General features: G+C 44.9%; 16 protein-coding genes. 9 read left to right on the forward strand and 7 right to left on the reverse strand.

Annotation, left to right across the window (positions count from 1 at the left end):
- Nucleotides 1-18: 18 nt before the first annotated feature.
- The 9 genes from KHN78_RS21565 to KHN78_RS21605 all read left to right on the forward strand — a co-directional run bounded on the left by KHN78_RS21565 (nt 19) and on the right by KHN78_RS21605 (nt 7,873).
- On the forward strand, nt 19-1,179 hold the full coding sequence (locus KHN78_RS21565; RefSeq protein WP_210205010.1) for an SIS domain-containing protein: 1,161 nt from the start codon (nt 19-21) through the stop codon (nt 1,177-1,179).
- 14 nt (nt 1,180-1,193) lie between these two features.
- On the forward strand, nt 1,194-1,691 hold the full coding sequence (locus tag KHN78_RS21570) for a PTS sugar transporter subunit IIB (RefSeq protein WP_210205009.1): 498 nt from the start codon (nt 1,194-1,196) through the stop codon (nt 1,689-1,691).
- 58 nt (nt 1,692-1,749) lie between these two features.
- On the forward strand, nt 1,750-2,541 hold the full coding sequence (gene agaW, locus KHN78_RS21575) for a PTS N-acetylgalactosamine transporter subunit IIC (RefSeq protein WP_210205008.1): 792 nt from the start codon (nt 1,750-1,752) through the stop codon (nt 2,539-2,541).
- Nucleotides 2,525-3,415, forward strand: coding sequence for a PTS system mannose/fructose/sorbose family transporter subunit IID (locus KHN78_RS21580; RefSeq protein ID WP_210205046.1), 891 nt, complete (start codon nt 2,525-2,527; stop codon nt 3,413-3,415). The genes agaW and KHN78_RS21580 overlap by 17 nt, the downstream gene beginning before the upstream one ends.
- A gap of 53 nt (nt 3,416-3,468) precedes the next feature.
- Nucleotides 3,469-3,912, forward strand: coding sequence for a PTS galactosamine/N-acetylgalactosamine transporter subunit IIA (gene agaF / locus KHN78_RS21585; protein ID WP_210205036.1), 444 nt, complete (start codon nt 3,469-3,471; stop codon nt 3,910-3,912).
- Nucleotides 3,913-3,914: 2 nt separating this feature from the next.
- A complete protein-coding gene (gene nagA, locus KHN78_RS21590) occupies nt 3,915-5,069 on the forward strand; it encodes an N-acetylglucosamine-6-phosphate deacetylase (RefSeq protein WP_210205037.1) in 1,155 nt (384 codons plus the stop codon).
- Nucleotides 5,070-5,084: 15 nt separating this feature from the next.
- Nucleotides 5,085-5,915, forward strand: a complete 831-nt coding sequence (gene kduI, locus KHN78_RS21595; protein ID WP_210205047.1) for a 5-dehydro-4-deoxy-D-glucuronate isomerase — start codon at nt 5,085-5,087, stop codon at nt 5,913-5,915.
- Between the two features lie 104 nt (nt 5,916-6,019).
- Nucleotides 6,020-6,784 carry a 2-dehydro-3-deoxy-D-gluconate 5-dehydrogenase KduD gene (kduD, locus tag KHN78_RS21600; RefSeq protein WP_210205006.1) on the forward strand — a complete coding sequence of 255 codons (765 nt, stop codon included), beginning with the start codon at nt 6,020-6,022 and terminating at the stop codon, nt 6,782-6,784.
- Between the two features lie 9 nt (nt 6,785-6,793).
- Nucleotides 6,794-7,873, forward strand: a complete 1,080-nt coding sequence (locus KHN78_RS21605; RefSeq protein ID WP_210205038.1) for a glycoside hydrolase family 105 protein — start codon at nt 6,794-6,796, stop codon at nt 7,871-7,873.
- 142 nt (nt 7,874-8,015) lie between these two features.
- Here KHN78_RS21605 and KHN78_RS21610 read toward each other — a convergent pair whose 3' ends face one another.
- From KHN78_RS21610 to KHN78_RS21640, 7 genes are all read right to left on the reverse strand, one after another.
- Complete coding sequence (locus KHN78_RS21610; RefSeq protein WP_211920008.1) at nt 8,016-8,159, reverse strand: hypothetical protein; 144 nt, start codon at nt 8,157-8,159, stop codon at nt 8,016-8,018.
- Nucleotides 8,160-8,836: 677 nt separating this feature from the next.
- Nucleotides 8,837-9,160, reverse strand: coding sequence for a transcription termination/antitermination NusG family protein (locus tag KHN78_RS21615; protein WP_210205040.1), 324 nt, complete (start codon nt 9,158-9,160; stop codon nt 8,837-8,839).
- 396 nt (nt 9,161-9,556) lie between these two features.
- The gene (locus KHN78_RS21620) at nt 9,557-11,101 is read right to left on the reverse strand and encodes a sulfatase (protein ID WP_263422532.1); all 1,545 of its coding nucleotides are present in this window, start codon (nt 11,099-11,101) and stop codon (nt 9,557-9,559) included.
- A gap of 361 nt (nt 11,102-11,462) precedes the next feature.
- Nucleotides 11,463-12,053: a DJ-1/PfpI family protein gene (locus tag KHN78_RS21625; RefSeq protein WP_210205042.1), complete on the reverse strand. Its 591-nt coding sequence runs from the start codon at nt 12,051-12,053 to the stop codon at nt 11,463-11,465.
- 2 nt (nt 12,054-12,055) lie between these two features.
- Nucleotides 12,056-12,700 (reverse strand): bifunctional 4-hydroxy-2-oxoglutarate aldolase/2-dehydro-3-deoxy-phosphogluconate aldolase, encoded by a 645-nt coding sequence (locus KHN78_RS21630; RefSeq protein WP_128812384.1) that lies wholly within the window; start codon nt 12,698-12,700, stop codon nt 12,056-12,058.
- Between the two features lies 1 nt (nt 12,701).
- The gene (locus tag KHN78_RS21635; protein ID WP_210205043.1) at nt 12,702-13,658 is read right to left on the reverse strand and encodes a sugar kinase; all 957 of its coding nucleotides are present in this window, start codon (nt 13,656-13,658) and stop codon (nt 12,702-12,704) included.
- Between the two features lie 115 nt (nt 13,659-13,773).
- Nucleotides 13,774-14,628: a tagatose bisphosphate family class II aldolase gene (locus KHN78_RS21640; protein WP_128812382.1), complete on the reverse strand. Its 855-nt coding sequence runs from the start codon at nt 14,626-14,628 to the stop codon at nt 13,774-13,776.
- Between the last annotated feature and the right edge of the window lie 15 nt (nt 14,629-14,643).

Below are 14,643 nucleotides of genomic sequence, written 5' to 3' on the forward strand. Positions count from 1 at the left end.
TATAAGAGTGAAGAGAAAATGACACACCTAGGCATTGAAGTTGCTGAGTTAGAAGCAAAAAAAGCGTTCTGGACAGCAAAAGAAATTGAACAACAACCGTCTTGTTGGACACAAACACTGTCAATCATTGAAGAGTACCGCAGTTCGGCGAAAGCGTTCCTATCGCCATTGTTCGCGAAAGACAACCTACGCATCGTGATGACGGGTGCGGGTACATCGGCGTTTGCGGGCAAAGCGTTAGCACCGATTTTATCGAAAGCGCTCAACCGTCGCGTGGAAGCGATTGCAACGACAGACATCGTGTCAAACCCATACCAATACTTTGCGGAAGATATCCCAACGGTATTGGTTTCTTTTGCTCGTTCAGGTAACTCACCGGAATCGGTACACGCGGTAGATTTGGCGTCACAAGTGCTGTCTAACTGCTTCCACCTAGTGGTGACGTGTAACCCGGATGGTCAACTGTTCCAACGTTGTGAGAAAGACGAGCGCTCTCTTGCGGTATTGATGCCAGCGGAAACCAACGACCAATCGTTCGCCATGACCTCATCATTCTCATCAATGATGATGGCTGCATTTTCGTTATTGGCTTTCGAACAGAACTTTTCGCAAGTATTCGAAAATGTTTGTAAGCAAACTGAGAGCCTAATCAAAGAAATTTGTAACCCAGTAAGTAAAATTGTCAGCAACAATGCAAAGCGAGTGATTTACCTTGGTTCAGGTGGTTTTCAAGGCTTAGCGCAAGAATCAGCGCTGAAACTACTGGAACTGACGGCGGGTAAAGTGGTTGCGATGTACGACTCACCATTGGGTTTCCGTCACGGTCCAAAATCGATCGTAGACAGCGAAACACTGATTGTGGTGTACATCTCTAATGACGACTACACCCGCAAGTACGACTTAGATCTGCTAACGGAGCTACGCCGTGACAACAAAGCGCAGCACGTGGTGGCAGTGGCAGCGAAATTGGATGAGGTGGTGATGAACGGTGAATACGTACACATCCCAGGATTAGAAGACGCGGACGACGTGGCGCTGATTTTCCCATACCTGATCGTGGCTCAAGTGTACTCGTTCTTCCACTCGCTAGCGCTAGAGATCACTCCGGATAACCCATGCCCAACAGGCGAAGTGAACCGTGTGGTGCAAGGCGTGATCATCCACGAATTTCAAAAATAATAGGGGACACAAACATGTCAGCAAATATCGTATGGTGCCGAATTGACGAACGTCTACTGCACGGCCAAGTTAAAATTACGTGGATGCCAGCGTCTGGCGCGAACACTTGTATCGTGTGTAACGATGACGTAGCAGAGGGCCCAACGGCGGATTTCGCTCAAGCGGCAATGCGTGCATCAGCCGGTGGTGAATTCAAAACTTCATTTTACTCTGTCGACAAGCTGTGCGCGATCATCGACAAAGCAAAACCAGAGCAAAAAATCTTCATCGTATGTTCTAACCCAACAGACGTTGCGCGTCTGGTAGAGGGCGGTGTGCCAATCAAGCAAGTGAACGTGGGTAACATGCACTTCCATGAGGGCAAAGAGCAGATCACCAAAACGGTTTCTGTGGATGCAAAAGACATCGCCGCTTTTGAACGCATCGCAGCATGCGGTGTGGTATCGACCATCCAAAACACGCCAGACCAAGAGCCTGTTGAAGTGCTCGAGTTGGCGAAAGCGACCGCTTAATTTTGAAGTACCTGGATGGGGTCACCCATCCAGTGCCTGAAAAAGAAAGGAATACACAATGCTATTTGAAGCACTTTTAGTTGCAGCGTGGGCGTTCCTATGTGGTATCGATAAATACGATGTTGCATTGAACATTCACCGTCCTTTGATCACCGGCCCAGTCATTGGCCTTATCATGGGTGATCTCCAATTGGGTCTGATGACCGGCGCGGTTCTTGAACTGGCGTGGCTTGGTCTTGTGCCAAACGCAGGCGCTCAGCCGCCAGATGTGACCATGGGTACCATTGCCGCGGTCGCTTTCGCTGTGATGACCAACCAATCGCCAGAAATCGCGATGGGTGTGGGCATGCCAATCGCCGTACTGATGCAAATGCTGATCATCGGCTTCTTCGCCATGTCTTCATTCGCGATGGGCAAAGCGGACGCTTGCGCGGACCGTGGTGATTCACGCGGCATCGACTTCCTCTTAGTCAGCATTTTGACTGCTCGTGCCACCATGTACGCCGTCGTGGGCTTCATCACCGTTTACTTCGGTGAGCACGCCGCACAGTGGATCGACGAAAACGCGCCACGCATGCTGCTTGAGGGCTTAGGTATCGGTGCGAAGATGGTGCCAGCGATCGGTTTTGCGATGCTACTAAAAGTGATGTGGAACAAAGAGATGGCGGGTGTGTTCTTCATCGGTTTTGTGATGACCACTTACCTACAACTGCCAATCATGGCGGTCGCGGTACTGGGCGGCTCAGCTGCGGTGCTGTACTACTTCATGACGGGTAATAACCAAGGCAACGCCACTGCCGCAACCAACAGCAATGTTCAAAGCGAGAATTACGATGACGACGGTATCTAATGTAGAAACGCTTCCAGCACAAGAAGCGCCAGTAGAACGTTTAACCGACGGTGTGGATGCGTACCAAGACACAGAAGTGCGTAAAGTGATCACCAAACGTGACCTGTTCATGTGTGCCCTGCGTGGCCTGTTCATGGAGGGTAACTTCAACTTCGAACGCATGCAGGCAGGCGGTTACGCTTACTCCATGGTGCCAGCGCTGAAGAAAATTCACGGCAATAACAAGCGTGACTTTGCGACGTCATTGAAAAACCATCTGCAGTTCTTCAATAGCTCACCAAAACTGTTCACATTCCTATTGGGCCTATCGGTTGCGATGGAAGAAAACAAAGAGAAACCAAGCACCATCAACGCTGTAAAAGTGGCGGGTCTTGGACCTCTAGGTGGTATCGGTGATGCGCTTGACCACATGACCTTGATGCCGCTGACTCTTGCACTCGGTGCTGCGATTGCTATCGACGGTTCGATTGCGGGGCCATTTGTGTTCTTCGTGCTGTACCAAATTCCGCACTTCCTGGCGTACTTTGGTTTGATGTTCCTAGGTTACAACGCTGGTGCGAAAGCGATGAGCACCATGAGTGGGGTGACCGAGAAACTCGCTCGGGCCGCGAACATCATGGGTCTGTTCGTGATTGGTGCGTTGACGGCCACGTTCATCAAAGTGCACACCACGTTAGAGTTGGAAATGGGCGGCAAAGCCGTGTCATTACAGACCGACCTGTTCGACAAGATCATGCCGAACCTGCTGCCACTGGCGCTCGTGTTCTTCATGTTCAAAATGGTGCGTGGCAAAGGCTTCTTTGCTAAACCACCGGTGCTGATTTTTGGCACGCTCGCATTTGGTGTGGTTGGCCACTACCTAGGCATTCTCTAAGTTTGACTCAAGGGGAGGTGAATGCTTCCCCTTATTTTTAAGGAAGTTTTTACATGATCGGTATCGTAGTTTCAGGCCACATTAACTTTGCAACGGGCATGCAGTCAGCATTCAAAGCGATTGCGGGCGAACAAGCGCAGTTTCAGTTTGTGGATTTTCTGGAGTCCATGTCGACAGACGATTTAGAAGCGGAATTACGTCGCGCAGCACAAGAAGTGAACACTGGAGACGGCGTATTGTTCTTGTGTGACGTGGTGGGAGGTTCACCGTGTAACCGAGCGATGAGCATCATGCTTGATACACCAAACGTTGAAATCATTGCCGGTGTGAACTTGGCGATGGTGGCGAACGCGGCGTTTGAGCGAGACGGTTCAAATCTAGATGATTTGGTGGAGACGATCCAGGAGATAGGGGCTTCGACGATGAAGTCAATGCGTCAAGAGATAGCGAAGTTAACGGCGACGACGAGCGCGGTGACAGAAGAAGACGGGTTGTAATTATGCGTTTTGCTCTGTTGGCCGATAAGGTCTTTACGCCTGAAGGCGTTCAACATGATGCTGCTGTGATCATTAACGGTGACAAAATTGAAGCTGTTACTGCATCACTACCAACCGATTGTGAAGTGATCCGTCTTGAGGGGCAAGCTCTGATGGCTGGATTTGTTGATATCCACATTCATGGTCGAGCAGGTTGCGATGTGATGGATGCAACTCCTGAAGCGCTGCAAACTATTTGTAGCTCTTTACCTCAAACCGGGGTGGTTGCATGGTGTGGTACGACAGTAACCGCTCCGTTGCAGGAAATCCAAACGGCATTATCTGAGGTTAAAAACTTCATTCAGGCTGGCACGAGCAAAGGTGCAGAGTTAGTCGGTTCATTTCTTGAGGGACCTTATTTTACTGAAAAGTTTAGAGGCTCCCATCCAACTCGCTTTTTGAAAGCGGCCACCTTGGATGAACTTGAGCAATTAAAAGAAGCAGCAGGCGATACGCTGATGCGTGTTGCGTTGGCGCCTGAGTACGAAGGTTCTATGGATGTGATTGACTGGTTGGTGAGTCGCGGTATTAAAGTGAGTGTTGCTCATACAAGTGCCACCTTTGACCAAGTCACGGAAGCTCATCAGCATGGTGCGGATTGTGGCGTGCATTTGTTCAATGGCATGTTGGGATTACACCATCGTGAACCAGGTTGTACTGGCGCCGTGCTTTATCACGATATGTTGGCTGAATTGATTGCCGATGGCGTGCACGTTAATCCTGTAATAATGAACCTTGCGTACCGAATGAAAGGGCATGAAAAGATTGCGCTGATCACTGATTGTATGCGTGCTGGCGGTATGCCCGATGGCGATTATGTTTTGGGTGCACAGACAGTAACCGTTACCGATGGTAACGCGTTTACTAAAGATGGTTCATTAGCGGGCAGCACCTGTAGTTTGGATCAAGCACTACGAAATATGGTGTTTAAAGCGGAAGTACCTGTTTGGGAAGCCGTACAAATGACCACATCCGTACCAGCGAAATATCTAGGTTTACAAGATCGCCTTGGCTCAATCGCCGAGGGTTTTGATGCAAGTCTGGTCGTCATGGACGACCAACTCAATGTTCAACGGACCCTCATTAAAGGGCAGTGGGCATTCGAGATTTCAAAATAATTAAGAGGTTTCATGATGGAAATTCGTCAACCAATTCATAGCGCACACGCGAAAACACTCGATACGGCGGGTCTGCGTGAACAGTTCCTAGTGGGAACCGTCTTTGTTGAGGGTGAAATTTCACTGACTTACTCTCACATTGACCGCATCATCTTTGGTGGTGTAGTACCAACTCAAGCGCCATTGGCATTAGCCGCAGGCAAAGAGCTAGGCGTGGACTTCTTCCTACAACGTCGTGAACTTGGCCTTATCAACCTAGGTCAAGCGGGCAAAGTGACGGTAGATGGCGAAGTGCATGACATCGCCCATCGTGAAGCGCTGTACATTGGCATGGGTGCGCAGCACGTGACGTTTGAAAGTGTGGACGCAACGGCGCCGGCTCAGTTCTATGTGAACTCTACGCCGGCACACCATACATACCCAACACGTAAAGTGACCTTGGAAGAAGCCGAGCAAGTAACGCTAGGCAATCAAGAGAACGGTAACGTTCGCACGATTAACAAATACATCGTGCCATCGGTGCTACCAACATGTCAGTTGACCATGGGTCTGACGCAACTGCACCCGGGCTCACTTTGGAACACGATGCCATGCCACACGCATGAGCGTCGTATGGAAGTGTACTTGTATTTTGATATGACGGCAGACAACGTTGTCTTCCACTACATGGGTGAGCCAACCGAAACACGTCACATCGTGATACGTGATAAACAAGCGGTGATTTCCCCAAGTTGGTCAATTCACTCTGGTGTCGGCACGGCAGCGTACTCGTTCATTTGGTCAATGTGTGGTGAAAACCAAACGTTTGATGACATGGACCACGTTGCAATGACGGACATCCGATAAGTCAGGCTTCGCCTTACTCCCATTTTTAATCTATATCGGGTCTCGCGCTCAGTCTAACCCTCGATGTCGCTTGGGCGTGAGACCCCTTTTTAAGGAAACACATCATGAACATGTTCGATTTAACGGGCAAAGTCGCTATCGTAACCGGTTGTGATACGGGTCTAGGTCAAGGCATGGCAGTTGGCCTAGCAAAAGCAGGCGCTGACGTACTAGGCATTGGCTATGTAGATGCACCAGAAACACAAGCGTTGATTGAAGCGCAAGGTCGTAAGTTTGAATACATCAACGCGAACCTGATTGCCGACTCAAACAAAGCAGCATTGACAGCATTGATTGACCAAGCGGTAGAGAAGATGGGTCGCGTGGACATCTTAGTAAACAACGCTGGCATCATCCGTCGTGAAGACCTTCTAGACTTCTCAGAAGAGAACTGGGACGACGTGATTGCTATCAACCAAAAAGCCGTCGTGTTCCTGTCTCAAGCGGTATCTAAGCACTTTATTGCTCAGCAGTCTGGCGGTAAAATCATCAACATCGCTTCTATGCTGTCATTCCAAGGCGGTATCCGCGTGATTTCTTACACGGCATCAAAATCGGCGGTGATGGGTATTACTCGTGCACTAGCGACAGAACTATCGGGTCACAACATTCAAGTGAACGCGATTGCCCCTGGTTACATGGCAACGAACAACACGGAAGCACTGCGTGCGGATGCTGAACGTAACAAAGCGATTCTAGAGCGTATCCCTGCTGCTCGTTGGGGTCTACCAGAAGACATGCAAGGTCCAATCACGTTCTTGGCATCAGAAGCGTCGAACTACGTGACCGGTTACACATTGGCCGTTGATGGCGGCTGGCTAGCTCGTTAATAGGAGCCAATGATGACGTTCAGTAAAGAGCACGTATTAGCGCAGATGAAACGCGTGTACCGTTACCAAGTCACGCATCAAACGCGTTCGGTCATCCGTCGAAGTGGTGCGACTCGCTTCATCAAAGACACCGATTGGGAGCGTGGCGTGTTTTGGTCCACCGTTTCAGCCGCTTGGCTGGCCACTGGTGACCAAGAGTACCTTGATGGCGTGATGGACTACACCTTACATACAGGTTTTCGTACCGGCGCGTTTCCGCGTTTTGCCGATGACCACGTGTGTGCCCAAGCTTACTTGGATGTTTATCCAAGCGTTAACATCCCAGAAGCGCTTGAGCCGACCATCAAAGCATTTGAGGTCATGCTCAATGACCCACAACCAGGCCACCGTGATTGGTGGTGGGTAGATTCACTCTTTATGGCGCCGCCAGCGTTTGCGGCGTTGTCAAAAGTAACAGGTGACAACAAGTACGTCGACTACATGCACACGGCATTCTGGGATTCGGTGAATCACCTGTATGATCCGGAAACGGGGTTGTACTACCGTGATTACCGTTACATGCCAACGGAAGTGGGTCAGCAATACCGTAACGAGTTTGGTGATGGTGGCAGTGAGTTCCGTGAGGCCAATGGCGAGAAAGTTTTCTGGTCACGTGGTTTAGGTTGGATGTTGGCGGCGGTGCCACGCATTCTAGAGCGTCTTCCTGAGGGCTTTGAGCCTCGTGATGAATATCTGAGTATCTTTGCTGATCTAGCGAAAGAAGTGGTGAAGTACCAACACGAAGATGGCTTTTGGCGTGCTAGCTTACTGGACCCTGCGTCGTTCCCGGCACCAGAATCGAGTGCAACGGCGTTATTTACTTTTGGCTTAGCGTGGGGCATCAACAACGGTGTGTTGGATGAAGAAACCTACTTGCCGATGGTGTTAAAAGCGTGGTCGGCATTAGAAACGGCGATTCATGACAACGGCATGATAGGTTGGGTGCAATTACCGGCGTTTAATCCACGAGATGTACAGTTTGAGCATAACATTGATTATGGTGCGGGCGCGTTTATCTTGGCAGCAATAGAAGTTTCTAAGCTTGGATAAATGATGTGTTCTTGCATACATCGGGAAAAGATAAAGCGGCTAAAAGCCGCTTTTTTGCATTATATTTTCGGAACTATCGCATTTAGTTCTACAAAAACATATCAATTATTTATACTCAAAATGCCTTCGTTGGAGCAATAGCTTACGAGTTTGGCAAGACAATCCGGTTCTTGGCAATTACGTGTAGTAAGAACTCGGCCTTGTTGATTTCGGTATACGGTTTTACTTCCATCGCCAAAATTTTCTCTAACCCCAGACCAAGATATACCATGTCGGTCTTGACCATCAAGATAAATCTTGTCACCAACTTCAATTGATGTTTTTGTCCAAGAGTAGATTTTGTCAATTGTATAGCATTGTTCAAAGTGAACATTTGCATTATTAGTCAGAGTACAATTAACTTCACCTGCTACAGCAGAGATGCTCGTGAATGCTAATATTATTCCTATAAAATTAATATTCCTCATTATTTACCTAGTAAATATAAGTTGAACTTTTGTTATCAATGTTGTTTGGCGATGGTGTTTGTTTTAGTTAGGTAAATAACTATTTCTTTTGATTTTCTTTAGATATCATATTTGGAGAGAATCCTTTCATCTTCTCGCATTAATTTTTAGTTAACCAACCTAAGAACTCTTCTGAATCACTTAGATAAACAACTTTTGGAGTAAAGCTTTCTGATTGACAAATGGAAGGCGCGACGAGCAACATTGCTGTAATAAAAAACATCTTCATAATATGTGTAAGTCACTGAAAAATATGAATGACTTTATACATTAATCTAATGTTATTTTGTGTGATCTTTCTTCCTTAATAAAGCATGAGCAAAGTTGAATAATATTGGTGTAATGTTGATTTTAGTGGGGGCCGTAGTATTTCCAATAACTATTAAAATTCTTCTAATGGATAGAATTAAGCTATTTTTAAACATCAATTATCACATTTTAATAAACAATATTTTATCTAGTTAATGGTCATGCATCGATATTGCTGTTTAAGATTGTTCACCATATCGTTAGGAATTTTTTGAGGCTTTGAGCCTGCTCGAATAAAATCAACAATACCTCGAGTAGAACGAACTGTTGTAAAGGTTGGTCCCGACAGGTGATCAATCTGAGCAAAAATGTAATTTTGTAAAGAGGCATCTTTTACGGGTTGCTTACTTTTACTAGAATTAGTTTTTAGCAAAATATCAGGGCAATAACATTCTATTCCTTGTTGTTGTAAGTTTAGAAATGCTCTTGAACGCTCTCCGCGCTTACAATGAAGTAGATACCAATTTTTCATATATAACCTAGTATTTTATGATCGATTAGAGTTCTTTAGGCAGGTGAAAATTATCTATCATGCGTAGTATTCTTCAATAATAGCTATCACCCAAGCGTTATTGTTGTTGCACAGACCTTAGTTTATCGTTGGTGTAATGCTCTTTAAAGGCTGCTTTTGTTATCTTACAGCTTCCTTTCGTATTTTTATTCTAACCTTTTATTGGTTGGTTTTATGTGATTTGCGTTCAGGATTTTGTATTATTGTGTATTTTGAAAGTAAATGAAGATTTAAGTCGTTTTTTTTCCGTTGCTTCTTTGATGTGTGATTAAGATAGGGGTGATGGTTGAGACTAAAATGTCGATTAGAAAAAATGCAGCGGGATAGGCCACTGCATTTTATTGATAAGCCCTGAAATTAGCTTAGAAAGTCGGGAACATCGCTTTTTTCCCATTCACGTAAGTGCTTTTCCAAGAAGTCGCCTTGTTTAAAATTGTCCATTCCGTAAGGTAAACGGTTTTTAGTTGGAACCCAAATCTTCAGCTTAGCAATGATCTCTTTATATTCTGGTTGACCAGCTAAGTTTGTATGTTCATTAGGATCGTATTTGTGATCATACAGCTCCTCTGAACCATCTCGATATTGAATGTAGCGATAACGTTCATCTCGTATTGCATGATTTTTATAACCCCAAGTAGTCACTGCAGGCTTGTTTCTCTTGAATTCAGGGTTGTTCATTAGTGGACGTAGGGTTAACCCCTCGTTGGAATTAACCTCAGGCAAGCCACACAAAGAAACAATCGTTGGATAAATATCGAGTAAACTTACCGCTTCTTTATGTCTAACTTCCTGCTGCTGCTCTGGCATTTTTATTACGAATGGTACGTGGGTGGACTCTTCCCAAAGTGTATTTTTTCGCCAGTTTCGGTGTTCACCGAAGTTTTGTCCATGGTCAGACCAAAGCATAACAATGGTATTGTTTTTATGTGGGCTTGATTCAAGAGCGTCTAATACCTTGCCAATTTGAGCGTCAACAAAAGCGATGCATGCTAGATTAGCACGCACGAGTTCTTTCCAGAATGTTGGACTTACTTTCTCTACCGCGGCATGGTCTCCGCCTTGGATTGCCCCCATTGTCATCGCTTTGCCGTAAAGAGGGATGTCATCCATTTCACCATCAATGATTTCTGGCATTTGAATGGAATCGAGAGGGAACATATCAAAGTATTCTTTAGGGGCGGTAAACGGAACATGCGGTCTTATGAAACCCGCGGCCAAGAAAAACGGCTGTTTATATTCTTTATGCAACTGTTCTGCTGCCCAATGCGCAAAATATTCATCTGGCATTAAACCTCCCATAGGAATGTCGTCGCGGTCGAGCTCCCCCCAACAAAGTGATTTACCTTTTGCATCAGGGCCAAAGGTTGTCACTATTTGACCGCCGTCTTCTGGAAATGGGTAATACTTATGGTCATTTACGCCGTATGAGCCGTAACCAAAACCACGGTCGAGAAACATTTTATTCTTGATCTCATATTTCTCTTGCTCAATGTGCCATTGTTTTTCTGCACGATAGTCAGAAGTACCGTGGTGGAAGATTTTTCCACAAGCCATGGTGTAGTAGCCATTCTGTTTAAAGTGCTGTGGTAGTGTAGGTATATCACCCATCACTTCTTCGGCAATTTCGGCAAAGTTTTTCATGCCAAGTTCTTTATTCGTGTACCAGCCCGTCGTTGTAGGAGCCATACCAGATAAAATGGCGTTCCTAGACGGACCGCAAACTGGTACTGCGCAATGTGCATTCACGAAGTTATGACTTCGACTCATTAACCGATCGATATTTGGTGTCTTTGCTTGAATATGCCCTCGCAATCCGCCGATCCAATCATTAAGATCATCGATCGCAATAAATAAAACATTAGGCTTATTATTTTGTGCTGTAACTAAAGGACTAAAAGCCATAGTGGCTCCTAATGCTCCAGTGGATTTAATAAAACTTCGGCGAGAAATTTCCACGTCAACTTCCAAATTTAACAATGATGAAGTTGAATTATATTTCAGCTTTATAATGGTTACTTTGAAGGGGGTCAAAAATAAAAAATGATACTATTATCAAAATTTATTTAGTTTGGTGGTGAAAGATCTTAGTGCATTTAATGCTTGTGTTTTTTATTATTTAATGTTTTAAATCAATAAGTTGCCGTTTAACATAATGCAAATAATACGTATTCTTTAGATAAAAAAGCACCCTATGAATTTACATAGGGTGTTAAGTTATAAAACTAAAAATACAGGATTAAATCATGAAAAAATATTGATGGAATTACTTCTTCCAGTATTCAAAGTAAATATGATTTGCTTGATGATCTACTTTGTCTACATTATTAGGTAATAGCTTCTCAGCGACTGTAAATGAGAATTCAAAAACAACACCAAGACCTTTACCCGTGATAAATTTGTCTGCGACAACAATTTTCTGATCAACATATTTACCATCTGGAAATGCACTAATTAAATTGTCGCCTGTTGAATATTCACGACCATTTAATAGTCCATTTTTTGATAGAACCTTCGCTGGAGCAGAGCACAGTGCACAGATCCACTTGTCTAGTTCAATGTGACGCTTGATAAAAGATATTGCCATTTCATTAGCCGTCAGATTATCAGTACCTTTTGGTCCACCAACCATTGCAATGGCATCATAGTTTTTTTCAAAGCAGTTAATTAACGTATCATCTGCCGTGATGCGAGTATTGAAGTACGTCTGAAGAGCAGTCGTTTCCATACAAGATAGAACATCAACTTCAATTTCTAAACGGCGCATGATATCAATGAAAACAACCGCTTCTGCCTCTTCAAAGCCATCAGCAAGTAGTAACGCAACGCGAGGAGCAATTACTTGAGAATCTGTCATGATTACGCTCCGATTTTCTTTATTGTCTCTAACGTATTGCGTACGTTCTCGCCAATCACTTCCCAGTCGTTGTCTGCGATGCGATCCACTGGAGCAATCCAAGTACCACCACAACAAACGACTTCTGGAATAGCAAGATAGTTACCTAAATTGATAACGTTTACGCCGCCAGTTGGCATAAACTCAAGACCTTTATACGGCCCTGTAAGTGAGCGTAACATGGCTACGCCACCAGACGCTTCCGCAGGGAAAAACTTCAAGCTATTTAGACCCATTTCTAACGCTTGCTCTACCTGAGATGGTGAGTTAACACCCGCAATAATATGAATATTATTGTCTATACAGTAACGCACAGTGTTAGGATTGAAACCTGGTGAAACAACAAAATCTGCACCAGATTCAACCGCAAGTTTTGCTTGCTCAGCATTAAGTACAGTGCCCGCACAAATGATCATTTCAGGGTATGCTTCACGCATTAAACGAATGGCTTCTGCCGCTGCATCACTACGAAATGTAATTTCTGCCGCAGGAAGACCATTTTCGACTAACACTTTTGCTAACGATGGAGCATCTTTTGCATTTTCGATCTGAATGACTGGCATTACGCGCATTTCACGTAATTTCTGATTAATCTCTTTGATATTCATACTATAAATTCATTAATGACGTTATGTAAGTGGTGTTTTCTTGAGGAATGATTGCGCCTTTGTGCTGAATCACTTCGGCGGCAAGCTTGTTACCCCAATGGCAACATTCTTTCAATGGTCGGCCTGTTGCCCATGCAGCTAGGAAGCCACCATTAAATGAGTCCCCAGCGGCTGTTGTATCCACAACATTTGTTACCACATTACCTACTGCAATATCACATTGATGTCCAGCATCACTAAACATTGCCCCATCTTTACCCAGTTTAACGATCACATCGCTTACACCTAGTTCGCGTAATCGATCCGTCAAGTGTTCTGGGCTAATTTCTTCACCCAATAACAGAGATTCATCATCACAAGTCACAAGTGCAATATCAGCAAGTCGGTAGAGTTTTTCCAACCATTCCTTGGCATGTGCTTGCCCTGCCCACAATCGTGGACGGTAGTTTGAATCGACTGCGATTTTTACACCGTGAACTTTCAGGTGCTGAATAGAATCTAATAATATTTGCTTGTCTTCTTCAGGCAAAATGGCCAATGAAATGCCTGATAGATAAACTAAGTCAAACTCTGTTAATGCATGTATCGTGTTACTAAAATGCTCATGCTGACATAAGTAGCGAGCAGCAGAATCATTACGCCAATATTGGAAAGAGCGCTCACCATCCGGAGAAAGCTCGATTGCGTAAAGAGCGGGTATTTTGTCTTTATTGGACATCACTAAAGAACAATCAATACCCTCTTGTACCCATTCCGCTTTCATGTATTTACTGTAATTATCTACACCAAGTACAGTCACATAAGAAGGATGCACCTCAGGTGCTAAACGGGACAGGTAGAGAGCGGTATTTAGCGTATCTCCACCAAAGCGTTGCTCTTGGGTTGAAAATGCCTGACCTGACAATTCGATCATACATTCGCCAAGAATGGCAATTTTCTTTTTTGAAAACGTCGTCATTTAGTTGGTATCCAAAAATTGAAAAAAACCGATTGCGACCCTTTTCGCTGATGATAATCGCAACCGGTAAAGCACAATAAACTCTGAGGGGGAGACGTCGTGCTAAAAGTGATGTCTAAAGCTTATCTGCACTGCGGCAAACGTTAATTTTCGAGATAATTACTTCTCGCATAGCGGCTTTTGATGTGACGTTATAATGACGTGGGTCATTCGCACCTGGGTTTTCAATAAAGTACTGTTTTAATGCGTCGGCATAAGCAATTTTTAGTTCCGTCGCTACGTTCACTTTATTAATGCCCAATTCGATACAACGACTTACGTCAGCATCTGGCACACCAGAAGCACCATGAAGCACTAGAGGAATGTCTGTCTTTGCACTGATTTTCGCTAAACGGTCAAAGTCTAGGCGAGGTTCTTCTTTGTACAAACCATGTGCTGTACCAATTGCAACCGCAAGGGAATCAATGCCTGTACGTTGAATAAACTCTACAGCCGCATCAGGGTCAGTAAACATCGCGTCTTTTGCATCAACAACAAGATCATCTTCCACACCGCCCAAGCGGCCTAGTTCCGCCTCAACTGTACAATCCCAACCATGACAGAATTGGACAACCTTTTTCACCATTTCAATATTTTCTTCGAATGGGAAATGTGAGCCATCGATCATTGCTGATTTTACGCCTGCTTCCACTTTGTTTCGAATGTCTTTAAAACATTCATGGTGATCTAAGTGTAGTGCGATAGGCATGTGGTATCGACGAGCTGCCGATTTACAAATATTCACGAGGTAATCGGTACCAGCGTAAGCATAAGTACCTGGTGTTCCGGCTAAAATTACTGGTGAACGCATTTCAGAAGCGGTTTCTAATACAACTTGAACCGTTTCTAGGTTGTGAATATTGAATGCAGGAACTGCGTAACCGCCCTCTTGAGCTTTACGCAGCATTTCCTTTGTTGACACTAAAAACATGATAAGACCCTCTAA

This window comes from Vibrio sp. B1REV9, assembly GCF_905175395.2.
GTDB lineage: Bacteria > Pseudomonadota > Gammaproteobacteria > Enterobacterales > Vibrionaceae > Vibrio > Vibrio alfacsensis.

Excerpts from the sequence above, each read along its gene's own strand:
- KHN78_RS21640 (WP_128812382.1), bottom strand. The coding sequence starts at position 14,628 with ATGTTTTTAGTGTCAACAAAGGAAATGCTGCGTAAAGCTCAAGAGGGC.
- KHN78_RS21580 (WP_210205046.1), top strand. The coding sequence starts at position 2,525 with ATGACGACGGTATCTAATGTAGAAACGCTTCCAGCACAAGAAGCGCCA.
- KHN78_RS21605 (WP_210205038.1), top strand. The coding sequence starts at position 6,794 with ATGATGACGTTCAGTAAAGAGCACGTATTAGCGCAGATGAAACGCGTG.
- agaW (WP_210205008.1), top strand. The coding sequence starts at position 1,750 with ATGCTATTTGAAGCACTTTTAGTTGCAGCGTGGGCGTTCCTATGTGGT.
- KHN78_RS21620 (WP_263422532.1), bottom strand. The coding sequence starts at position 11,101 with ATGGCTTTTAGTCCTTTAGTTACAGCACAAAATAATAAGCCTAATGTT.
- KHN78_RS21565 (WP_210205010.1), top strand. The coding sequence starts at position 19 with ATGACACACCTAGGCATTGAAGTTGCTGAGTTAGAAGCAAAAAAAGCG.
- KHN78_RS21630 (WP_128812384.1), bottom strand. The coding sequence starts at position 12,700 with ATGAATATCAAAGAGATTAATCAGAAATTACGTGAAATGCGCGTAATG.
- KHN78_RS21570 (WP_210205009.1), top strand. The coding sequence starts at position 1,194 with ATGTCAGCAAATATCGTATGGTGCCGAATTGACGAACGTCTACTGCAC.
- KHN78_RS21635 (WP_210205043.1), bottom strand. The coding sequence starts at position 13,658 with ATGACGACGTTTTCAAAAAAGAAAATTGCCATTCTTGGCGAATGTATG.
- KHN78_RS21610 (WP_211920008.1), bottom strand. The coding sequence starts at position 8,159 with ATGGTCAAGACCGACATGGTATATCTTGGTCTGGGGTTAGAGAAAATT.
- KHN78_RS21615 (WP_210205040.1), bottom strand. The coding sequence starts at position 9,160 with ATGAAAAATTGGTATCTACTTCATTGTAAGCGCGGAGAGCGTTCAAGA.
- nagA (WP_210205037.1), top strand. The coding sequence starts at position 3,915 with ATGCGTTTTGCTCTGTTGGCCGATAAGGTCTTTACGCCTGAAGGCGTT.
- kduD (WP_210205006.1), top strand. The coding sequence starts at position 6,020 with ATGAACATGTTCGATTTAACGGGCAAAGTCGCTATCGTAACCGGTTGT.
- kduI (WP_210205047.1), top strand. The coding sequence starts at position 5,085 with ATGGAAATTCGTCAACCAATTCATAGCGCACACGCGAAAACACTCGAT.
- agaF (WP_210205036.1), top strand. The coding sequence starts at position 3,469 with ATGATCGGTATCGTAGTTTCAGGCCACATTAACTTTGCAACGGGCATG.
- KHN78_RS21625 (WP_210205042.1), bottom strand. The coding sequence starts at position 12,053 with ATGACAGATTCTCAAGTAATTGCTCCTCGCGTTGCGTTACTACTTGCT.